The following is a 10,191-nucleotide window of genomic DNA, read 5'->3' as shown; positions in this document are numbered from 1 at the left end:
AGTGACGCCCCGATGGACGAGTCACGCAGACGGGCCCTGCTGCTGTCCGGACTGACCGGGGTGGGCGTCCTTGCCGCCACCTCCGGCACGGCGCACGCGGCGGCCCGCGAGGATGCCCTGTGCGTCGACACCGTCGCCGCGCTGCGTACGGTGAAGGGAGTGCGGGACGGGGCGGTCGTCATCGTCGCCGGATACCGCGAGCCCGGTGACGGCGGCGGCATGGCCCTCCACTGGGACGCCACCTCCAAGACCGCCCACAACGGCGGCACCGTCATCGCCCCCGCCAAGCCGGGCACCCGCGGTCGCTGGCACCAACTCCACACCGGAATCGTCGACTTCCGCACCTTCGGCCACTTCGACGCCCAAACCCCCGCCGACGCAGCCCTCGACGCCATGGTCGACGACCCGGCCGTCCACCGCATCGAAGCCCACACCGACCTCCTCTTCACCAAGCGTCACCTGTGGCACCGCTCCCGCATCGAACTCGACTTCCACGGCCACCGCATGCTCACCGAAGGCATCGAGGCCAACACCCACGACAACCCCTTCGGCGCCGTCCTCGCCTTCCGCGGCACCCCCACCGACACCACCCACACCTACGCCCTGCCCGCCGAGGTCATCGAACTGACCGACACCTTCCCCGTGCCGGACTCCGGAGCCTTCGCGGTCGGCCAGTGGTGGGCGGTGCAGGTCGACCCGGTGGCGGGCGGCGGACGCGACGAGCGGGAACTGCAGAAACTCGTCGAGATCACCGAGATCGTCGACGGCACCCACATTCGCGTCAACTACCTCAATGGCTGGCCCCTCGCCAAGGGCCGCACTCTCACCTGGACCCGGATCGAACCCGTCCGCGACACCCACGTCCGCAACATGCTCTTCGAGGGCGCGGGCGACGACGAGTACACCGGCTCGCACCCCGTCTCGTACGAGTACGCGGTGGACTGCGACGTGTCCGGCATCCACGCCACCGGCTCCTTCTGGCCGGTGATCATGCGGCGCTGGTGCACCCGGTTCCGTACTGAGCAGTGCTCCCTGAAGAACCCGCCGACGGTCGAGTACGGCGGCGCCGGCTATCTCACCCAGCAGATCTACTGCCTCTACGGCCGCGTCGCCGACTGCACCACCAGCAATGTGCGCCACCTCAACGACCTGACGGCGTCGGCCTATTGCACCGTCGTCAACTGCCACGGAGACGGCGACGACGCGGGCGGCAACCCCTTCACCACGCACGGCCAGTACGAGCACGACCTCCTCTTCGACGGCAACTCCGGCCTGATGGACATCGCCAACTCCGGCGCCCAGTGGGGGATCTCGGCCAAGCGCATCACCGTGCGCCGGCACACCTGCTCCTGGTTCACCGCCAACACGAAGATCACCGACCTGACGCTGGAGGACGTCACCGTCATCGCCCGCCCCACCTTCGACCAGGCGGGCACCCTCACCGTCAACGCCGACGGCGCGCAACTGCGCGGCTGCACCGCGAAGACGTTCGCCGTCGCCCAGCGTTCGGCCCGCTCCACCCGGCCCACCGTGATCAGCGACTGCGTCTTCAGCCCGCCCGCGGGCACGGTCCTCGTCCAGACCCCGGTGACCACGCCCGTGCACTTCGTCCGCTGCGTGATCAAGGGCGCCGACGGGCTCGTCCTGCGCGGCGCGGGCCCCGTCCACCTCACCGACTGCACCGTCGAGGGCGCCCCGGACGCCGCACCCCTCTCGGTCGGCGCGGCCCAACTCGTCATCGACGGCGGCACGTTCACGAACACCGGCATCGAGCTGAGCGCCGTGCGCGACCAGGATCTCCAGGTCACCGGCGGCGCCCGCCTCACCGGCACCAACAAGGCGAAGACCCTCCTCGGCCGGGCCGCCGGCGGCTCCGGCACCACCACCTGGCAGCTCACCGGTGCCGCCTCCAGCACGGACGACGACGCGACCGCCCACGTCCGGATCGCCGACGGCACCAACCACTACGCCGCCACCGGCTGCCGCTTCACCGGCGGCCGCCTCCACCTGGAACCCGAGGCCTGCGCCGACGTCCTGCACACCGCCTGCGTCGAGCGGGGGACCGCGCGCAGCGCCCTGCCGAAGGACGGCGACCACGTCCGCACCGACGGAAACCTCCTCCTGTGACCCCACCACCCGCGATCCCCGCTCCGGTGATCCGCACCGCCACCCCAGCCGACGAACCCGCCCTCTACGCGCTGTGGTCCCGGTGCTTTGGCGACGCCCCGCACCTGCCCGCGCTGTACGCCCTCGACGACAGCCGCCACCACCGCACGTTCGTCGCCGCCGGACACGACGGCACCCTCGACGCCGTCGTCGTCCACGTACCGCGCACCGTGCGCGACGCCCACGGCGCCCCGCACCGGATCGGCGGCATCGGCAGCGTCGCCACCCGGCCCGAGGCGCGGGGCAGGGGACTGGTCCGCGCCCTGCTCGCCGAAGCGACGGCGACCATGATGAGGGAGGGCTGCGGCTGGTCCCTGCTGTTCACCGGCACCCCCGGCGTCTACGAGAGTTCGGGGTGGCGGACGTTCGCGCGCCCGTACGCCGAGGGGCCGTTGGCCGCCGTGCCGGAGGGCCCCGGCGACGTACGCGACGCGCGCCCCGTCGACCGTGCGTCGCTCGCCCGCCTCCAGGCGGCCGACAACGCCCACCGCCCGCTCAGCTCGGTGCGCTCGGCCGACGACTGGCGGGTGCGGGTACCGGCCTGGTACGGCCCCGACACGCTCCAGCTGGTGACCGAGGACGGTGCGGGCGGACTGAACGGCTGGCTCGTCGCCCGCATCGTGGACGGGACGGCGGAGGTGCTGGAGGCGGCCGTCGCCACCGACGACCGCCTGGGCGTCCTGTACGAGGGCCTGGCCGTCCGTGCCCACGCCGCCGGAGCCGTCCGCGCCCGCACCCGGCTCCCGGCCACGCCCGGCGCCGAGCGCGCCCTGCCCCGGCTGCTGCGGGCCGACGCCGTAATCCGGGGGACCGACACGACGGGCATGTACCGCCCGCTGCTCACTCCGGCCCGCACCGTGGAACGGACCCTGAACGCGCCCGGCGCCGCCCACTGGTACGGCGACTCCTTCTGAGCGCCCGCGGCCCGGGCCGCGCAAGGCTCGACTCCCCGCGCATGCGCGGGTGCCGACATGCGGCGCAGGTGTCTCAGGCGGGGTCGCCGATGGACGTCTGGAGCCGCTCGCTCGCCATCCGCATGTGCTCGGCCATCGCCCGGTCCGCGGCCTCGGGGTCGCGGGACCGGATGGCCTCCAGCACTGCGTCGTGCTCGCAGAGGGTGCCGGTGACGGTGCCCTCGATGTCGTTGACGCGCTCCATCCAGACCTGGAGCAGTGCCCGGATGCTGTGCAGGATGTCGCTCAGCACCGTGTTGCGCGCGATGTTCGCGCACTCCAGGTGGAAGGCGATGTCGGCGTCGACGAACGCCGTGACGTCGCCGCCCGCCTCGCGCATGCGCCGCAGGTGCTCCTCCAGGCGGGCCACGTCCTCGTCGGTGGCCCGCTCGGCGGCGAGCCGCGCCGAGACCCCCTCCATGTAGGTGCGCACCTCGACCAGGTCCTGGGTGCGCCGCTGCCCCAGCATCAGGCCCCAGTTGATCGCGCGCGGTAGGAACTCCGAGGTGCCCTCGCGCACGTACGACCCCGAACCCGGCCGGATCTCGACGATGCCGAGCACATCGAGCGCGGACAGCGCCCCGCGCACGCTGGAGCGCGCCACGCCGAGCGCCTCCGCGAGCTGGCGCTCGGCCGGCAGCCGGGTGCCCGGCCTGATGTTGCCCGCCGAGAGGTGGTCGAGCAGACGCTTGGCGACCTCGCTCACGGAGGACTCCCGCACCACGGGGCGCAGGAGCTGAGCGAGGTCCGGCTGCGAGTCGGAGGCGGCGGATGCGGGCTGGCTGGTCACGGTCACCAGTAGACCAGACCGCCCGCCGAGGCCGTCTCCCGCCCGCGTTCTGCGCTCGACCCACCCCCTTTGTCAAGGGTTCAACGACGACGGACAAGTGCGACGCTCACCACATTGGTAAATTGGTGACCAATTTGAGAATCGGGCATAGCGTGACGTCCGGATCGGCCCATCGGGTGTGGTCAGCCGCTACTGACGTGTCCCGTGCGCCGAGAGTGCCGCCGTTCCGGACAGAGTTGTCCGGAGAGTCGAGGAGCCGCAATGCCTGCCAGCACCGCGCCACCCGTGCCGGAGTCGCGATCAGCCGTCGAGACGTCGGCCATCAGGAAGATCTCGATACGTCTCGTGCCCTTCGTGGCCCTGATGTTCTTCGTGAACTACCTGGACCGGACGGCGGTGTCGTTCGCCGAGCCCAACGGCATGGGCGACGACCTGGCGCTGACCGCCGCCCAGTTCGGCTTCGCCTCCGGGATCTTCTTCGTCGGCTACATCGTGCTCGAAATCCCGAGCAACATGGCCCTGCACCGCTTCGGCGCCCGCCGCTGGCTCGCCCGGATCATGGTCACCTGGGGCATCGTCTCGCTCCTGTTCACCTGGGTGAACAGCAGCGGCGGCCTCTACACGCTGCGCTTCCTGCTCGGTGTCGCGGAGGCCGGTTTCTTCCCCGGCGCCATCCTCTTCCTCAGCCAGTGGGTGCCCAGCCGCCACCGCACCAAGATCCTCGCCCTCTTCTACCTCGCGCAGCCGCTGACCACGGTCTTCGGCGCCCCGCTCGCGGGCTGGCTGATCGGCCGCCACGGCCTCTTCGACCTCGAGGGCTGGCGCGTGATGTTTCTCTTCGTGTCCATCCCGGCGATCCTGCTGGGCGTCATCGCCTGGTTCTACCTGATCGACCGGCCCGCCGACGCGAAGTGGCTCACCACCGACGAGAAGGAGTGGCTCACCGGCGAACTCGCGGCCGAGAACTCCGGCAAGACCGGCCACGAGTCCGCCCACGCCAAGGGCGACCTGAAGACGGCCTTCACCAACAGCCGGGTGTGGACCCTCGCGCTCGTCTACTTCGGTTTCGTCTACGGCCTGTACGCGCTCGCGTTCTTCCTGCCGACGATCATCAACGGCTTCCAGGAGCAGTACGACACCTCGTTCAGCGTGATGGACAAGGCGTGGATCACCGCGATCCCGTACCTGCCCGCCGCCGTCGTCCTCTTCTTCTGGTCCCGCCACGCCACCCGGCACGGCACCCGCACCTGGCACGTCGCCGCCCCGGCGATCGTCGGCGGCGTCTCGATCCCCCTCGCCCTGTACATGGGCTCACCGACCGCGACCGTCGCCGTCGTCACCGTCACCGCCTGCTCGATCTTCGCCGCCCTGCCGGTGTTCTGGGCCCTGCCCTCCCGCTTCCTGACCGGGGCGGCCGCCGCCGCGGGCATCGCCCTGATCAACACGGCGGGCAACGTCGCGGGCTTCGCCTCCAGCTACATCACCGGCTGGCTCAAGGACTGGACCGGCGCCTACTACGTGCCCCTGTACCTGGTGGGCGCCCTGATGCTGCTCTCCGCCGCGCTGATGATCCGGCTCGCCTCCCGCACGCGCACCACCACCGAGAAGGACCTCCTGCGATGACCCGCCTCTACAACGACCCCGCAGCCTTCGCCGACGAGGCGCTCGAAGGGTTCGCCGCCGCCCACCGCCGCTGGGTGCGCCCCGTCCGGGGCGGCGTGGTGCGCGCCACCGCGAAGACGCCCGGCCAGGTCGCGGTCGTCATCGGCGGCGGCTCCGGCCACTACCCGGCCTTCTCCGGCCTCGTCGGCCAGGGCCTCGCCCACGGCGCCGCCGTCGGCAACGTCTTCGCCTCGCCGTCCGCCCAGCAGATAGCCGGGGTCGCCCGGATCGCCCAGGCCGACGGCGGCGTCCTGCTCCTCTTCGGCAACTACGCGGGCGACGTCCTGCACTTCGGGCAGGCCGCCCGGAGCCTGACCGCCGACGGCATACCCACCCGCACCTTCGCCGTCACCGACGACATCTCCAGCGCCGCGCCCGCCGAGTCCCACAAGCGCCGCGGCATCGCGGGCGACCTGCCCGTCTTCAAGGCCGCGGCGGCCGCCGCCGAGCAGGGCCGCACCCTCCAGGAGGTCGCGGACGTCGCCGAGCGCGCCAACGCCCGTACCCGCTCCTTCGGCATCGCCTTCTCCGGCTGCACCCTGCCCGGCGCCGACCACCCCCTGTTCACCGTCCCCGAGGGCCGCACCGCCGTCGGCCTCGGCATCCACGGCGAACCCGGCATCGGAGAGGAGGCCGTGCCCACCGCCGACGAGGCCGCCGGACTCCTCGTCTCCGCACTCCTGAAGGAACTGCCCGAGGACGTCGCAGCACCGGGCGGACAGCGAGCCGCCGTCATCCTCAACGGCCTCGGCTCGGTCAAGTACGAGGAACTCTTCGTCGTCTACCGCCGCGTGGCCCAACTGCTCACCGAGGCCGGGGTCACCATCGTCGACCCCGAGGTCGGCGAACTCGTCACCAGCTTCGACATGGCCGGCGTCTCCCTCACCCTTACCTGGCTCGACGACGACCTCGAAGCGCTGTGGGCCGCGCCCGCCGACACCCCCGCCTTCCGCAAGGGCGCCGTCCCCGAGACCGTCCTCGCCGCCGACGAGCCGGACGACATGGTCCAGGACGAGCGGTCCTACGAGGCGACCGAGGAGTCCCGCGCCGCCGCGGCCACCGCGCTCGACGCGCTGCGCCGCCTCAAGGAGACCGTCGACGCACACGCCGACGAGCTCGGCCGCATCGACGCCGTCGCCGGTGACGGCGACCACGGCATCGGCATGCAGCGCGGCTCGACCGCCGCCCACGCGGCCGCCGAGCACGCGTGGGCCTCAGGCGCGGGCGCCGGTTCGCTACTGACCGCCGCCGGAGACGCCTGGGCCGACAAGGCGGGCGGCACCTCCGGCGCGCTGTGGGGCATCATCCTGCGCTCCCTCGCCGACGCGCTCGGCGACACCGAACAGCCGACCCCGGCGACCGTCGCCCACGGAGTCCGCGCGGCGTCCGACGGCGTCCGCGAGACCGGCGGCGCCGAGGTCGGCGACAAGACCATGGTCGACGTCCTCGTCCCGTTCGCCGAAACCCTCGGTCAACAGGTCTCCTCCGGGGCCGAGTTGACCGCCGCCTGGGACACCGCGGCGACCGCCGCCGAGCAGGCCGCCCGGGACACCGCGCACCTGCTGCCCCGCATGGGCCGCGCCCGCCCGCACGCCGAGAAGTCCCTCGGCACGCCCGACGCGGGCGCCCACTCCCTCGCCCTGATCGTCCGCGCCGTGCACGGCGCGCTCACCACCCGCCCGTAACTCCCCCCAAGGAAGCCTGAGATGAGCGACAAGCTGCGGATCGTCGTCGGCTGCGACGACGCCGGACTCCAGTACAAGGAAGCCCTCAAGCGGGACTTCGAGGCGATCGGCCTCGTCGCCTCCGTCACCGACGTGGGCGTGGACGCCGACGGGCACACCGCCTACCCCGAGATCGCCATCGCGGCCGCCGAACTGGTCGCCCGCGGCGAGGCCGACCGCGCGCTGCTCGTCTGCGGCACCGGCCTCGGCGTCGCCATCGCCGCGAACAAGGTCAAGGGCATCCGCGCGGTCACCGCCCACGACTCCTTCTCCGTGGAGCGCGCGGTCCTCTCCAACAACGCCCAGGTGCTGACCTTCGGCCAGCGCGTCGTCGGCCTCGAACTGGCCCGCCGCCTCGCCGCCGAGTGGCTCACCTACCGCTTCGACGAGACCTCGCCGTCCGCCGCGAAGGTCCAGCTGATGGTGGACTACGAGAGCGAGTCCGAGGCCGCGTGATGACGTCCCCCGTACTGCTCGGGGTGAGCCTGAAGATGTACTTCGGCCACCACGAGACCCTCAACTGGGCCCGCAAGACCGTCGAGCTGGCCGACGAGCACCCCGCCGTCACCAGCGGCGCCGCCCGCCTCTTCGTGCTCCCCGCCTTCCCAGCGATCGTGCCCGTCGCCGGCATCCTGGCGCGCAGCGCCGTCGCCGTCGGCGCCCAGGACATCGCCACCGAGGACGCCGGCGCGTACACGGGCGAGGTCTCCGGCTCCTACCTGTGGGAGATCGGCTGCCGCTACGCCGAGGTCGGCCACGCCGAGCGCCGCCGCCTGTACGGCGAGGGCGACACCGTCGTCGCCGCCAAGACCGCGGCCGCCCTGCGCAACCGGCTCACGCCCGTGCTGTGCGTCGGCGAACTCGACCCCGTCGACCCCGCCGAGGCCGCCCGCCGCACCGTCGCCGAGGCCGCCCGCCTCCTGTACGGGCTGCACGGCACGGTCGTCCTCGCCTACGAGCCGCAGTGGGCCATCGGCGCCCCGGAACCCGCCTCGCCCGAACACATCACGACCGTGTGCGGCGCGCTGCGCGAATGGCTCGACTCCCGCCCGCAGCACGCCGGTTCGACCGTGATCTACGGCGGCAGCGCGGGCCCCGGCCTGCTCACCCGCCTCGGCGACTCCACCGGCGGACTCTTCCTGGGTCGCTTCGCCCACGACCCGTCGGCCGTCGGCCGGATCCTCGACGAGATCGAGGCCATGAAGTCCCCCGCGGCGGTGGCGTGATGGCCTACGGCATCAGCACCTACGCCTACTTCTGGCGGATCTCCGAGCGCGCGCCCAAGCCGCTGTCACTCCTCGACATGCTCGTCGACACCAAGGAGCTGGGCGGCCAGGTCTTCCAGATCTGCGACTACCCGGCCATCGAGAGCTACGACGCCGCGCGCCTCGCCGACGTCAAGGACGCGGCCCGCGACCTCGGCCTCACGCTGGAACTCGGCACCCGGGGCATCGCCCCCGAGCACCTGCTCAAATACCTCGACATGGCTGCCCAGTTGGACGTGACGCTGGTCCGCTCCATGACGCACACGCCGAGCCTGCGGCCATCGGTCGACGAGGCCGCCGCGCTGCTCGGCGAGAGCGTCCCGCGCTATGCGGCGGCCGGGGTCACCCTCGGCCTGGAGACGTACGAGCAGATCGCCACCGACGACCTGATGGCGATCGTCCGCGCCGTCGACGACCCGCACCTCGGCATCGTCCTCGACCCCGGCAACAGCGTCGCCCGCCTGGAACGCCCGGCCGACGTCGTCGCGGCGACCGCCGCGCACACCGTGAACATCCACGTCAAGGACTTCGCCTTCACCCGCCGCGACGGCTGGGTCGGCTTCACCTACGCCGGCTGTCCGCTGGGCACCGGCCTCCTGGACCACGCCGCGATGATCGCGGCCGTCCGGCCGCACGAGCGCGGCATCAACCAGATCGTGGAGCACTGGCTCCCGTGGCAGGACGACGGCTACGAGGCCACCGCCCGGCTCGAACACCAGTGGACGCACACCAGCATCACCACCCTCCTGAGGAGCGCATGACCATGGCCACCGAGAACAAGACCGTCGCCGTCATCGGGGCCGCCGGCAAGATGGGCCAGCGGGTCTCCAACAACCTGGTCGAGAGCGACTTCCGGGTCCTCTTCAGCGAGGCCTCCGAGAAGGGGCAGGAACTCATCCGCTCCCTCGGCCGCGAGCTGACCGACTCCGACGCCGCGGCCAAGGAGGCCGACGTCGTGATCCTCGCGGTCCCCGACATCGTCCTCGGCACCGTTTCCGAGCAGCTGGTGCCCCTGATGAAGCCCGGCGCCGTCGTCCTCACCCTCGACCCGGCCGCCGCCTACGCGGGCCTGCTCTTCGCCCGCGACGACGTGCACTACGCCTGCGCCCACCCCTGCCACCCGTCCGTCTTCCTGGAGCGCACCACCAAGGAGGAGTGGCAGGACACCTTCGGCGGCATCGCCGCCCCGCAGGAGGTCGTCGCCGCGTACGAGGGCGGCGACGAGGAGAAGCAGGCGCTCGCCGACGCCGTCATCCGCGTCATGTACGCGCCCGTGGTCGACGTCCACTGGGTCACCGTCAGGCAGCTCGCCGTCCTGGAGCCGACGCTCGTCGAGACCATCGCCTGCATGGTCGGCGCGCTGCTCACCGAGGCCCTGCACGAGACCGTGCACACCGTCGGCGTCCCCGAGAAGGCGGCCCGCGCGATGCTCCTCGGCCACACCCAGGTCGCGCTCGCCAACACCCTCAAGGGCTCGAACCCGTTCTCCGACGCCTGCCTCATCGCCATGGACTACGGCCGCGAGTCGATCGTCCGCGACGACTGGAAGAAGGTCTTTGACGACGCCGAGCTCGACAAGGTCATCACACGCATGCTGAAGATCAAGGAGATCAAGCGCTAGACCGCCGGCG

At 72.1% G+C, this 10,191-nt stretch carries 9 protein-coding genes; 8 read left to right on the top strand and 1 reads right to left on the bottom strand.

The window, feature by feature from the left end; genetic code table 11:
* The first annotated feature begins 12 nt into the window (after positions 1-12).
* A complete protein-coding gene (locus tag ACFVDP_RS12385; RefSeq protein WP_383487476.1) occupies positions 13-2,127 on the top strand; it encodes a peptidase C14 in 2,115 nt (704 codons plus the stop codon).
* The gene (locus ACFVDP_RS12380) at positions 2,124-3,080 is read left to right on the top strand and encodes a GNAT family N-acetyltransferase (protein WP_383487473.1); all 957 of its coding nucleotides are present in this window, start codon (positions 2,124-2,126) and stop codon (positions 3,078-3,080) included. The genes ACFVDP_RS12385 and ACFVDP_RS12380 overlap by 4 nt, the downstream gene beginning before the upstream one ends.
* 73 nt (positions 3,081-3,153) lie before the next feature.
* Here ACFVDP_RS12380 and ACFVDP_RS12375 read toward each other — a convergent pair whose 3' ends face one another.
* On the bottom strand, positions 3,154-3,915 hold the full coding sequence (locus ACFVDP_RS12375) for a FadR/GntR family transcriptional regulator (RefSeq protein WP_383487470.1): 762 nt from the start codon (positions 3,913-3,915) through the stop codon (positions 3,154-3,156).
* 255 nt (positions 3,916-4,170) lie between these two features.
* On the opposite strand from ACFVDP_RS12375, the gene ACFVDP_RS12370 reads away from it, so the two are divergent.
* Genes ACFVDP_RS12370 through ACFVDP_RS12345 form a run of 6 tightly spaced genes read left to right on the top strand, consistent with a single transcriptional unit; the run spans position 4,171 to position 10,181 of the window.
* Positions 4,171-5,532: an MFS transporter gene (locus ACFVDP_RS12370; protein WP_383487467.1), complete on the top strand. Its 1,362-nt coding sequence runs from the start codon at positions 4,171-4,173 to the stop codon at positions 5,530-5,532.
* Positions 5,529-7,256 carry a dihydroxyacetone kinase family protein gene (locus tag ACFVDP_RS12365; protein ID WP_383487465.1) on the top strand — a complete coding sequence of 576 codons (1,728 nt, stop codon included), beginning with the start codon at positions 5,529-5,531 and terminating at the stop codon, positions 7,254-7,256. Before ACFVDP_RS12370 ends, ACFVDP_RS12365 begins: the two co-directional genes overlap by 4 nt.
* A gap of 21 nt (positions 7,257-7,277) precedes the next feature.
* Positions 7,278-7,751, top strand: a complete 474-nt coding sequence (locus tag ACFVDP_RS12360; RefSeq protein WP_383487462.1) for a ribose-5-phosphate isomerase — start codon at positions 7,278-7,280, stop codon at positions 7,749-7,751.
* Positions 7,751-8,521, top strand: coding sequence for a triose-phosphate isomerase (locus tag ACFVDP_RS12355; protein ID WP_383487459.1), 771 nt, complete (start codon positions 7,751-7,753; stop codon positions 8,519-8,521). Before ACFVDP_RS12360 ends, ACFVDP_RS12355 begins: the two co-directional genes overlap by 1 nt.
* Positions 8,521-9,321: a sugar phosphate isomerase/epimerase family protein gene (locus ACFVDP_RS12350; RefSeq protein ID WP_383487457.1), complete on the top strand. Its 801-nt coding sequence runs from the start codon at positions 8,521-8,523 to the stop codon at positions 9,319-9,321. The genes ACFVDP_RS12355 and ACFVDP_RS12350 overlap by 1 nt, the downstream gene beginning before the upstream one ends.
* On the top strand, positions 9,279-10,181 hold the full coding sequence (locus ACFVDP_RS12345; RefSeq protein WP_383487455.1) for a phosphogluconate dehydrogenase C-terminal domain-containing protein: 903 nt from the start codon (positions 9,279-9,281) through the stop codon (positions 10,179-10,181). Before ACFVDP_RS12350 ends, ACFVDP_RS12345 begins: the two co-directional genes overlap by 43 nt.
* The last annotated feature ends 10 nt before the right edge of the window (positions 10,182-10,191 follow it).

It is taken from the genome of Streptomyces sp. NPDC057694 (assembly GCF_042799415.1).
Classification (GTDB): Bacteria; Actinomycetota; Actinomycetes; order Streptomycetales; family Streptomycetaceae; genus Streptomyces.
Note: the sequence above shows the minus strand (reverse complement) of the source record. Positions and strands in the feature narration are given on the sequence as shown.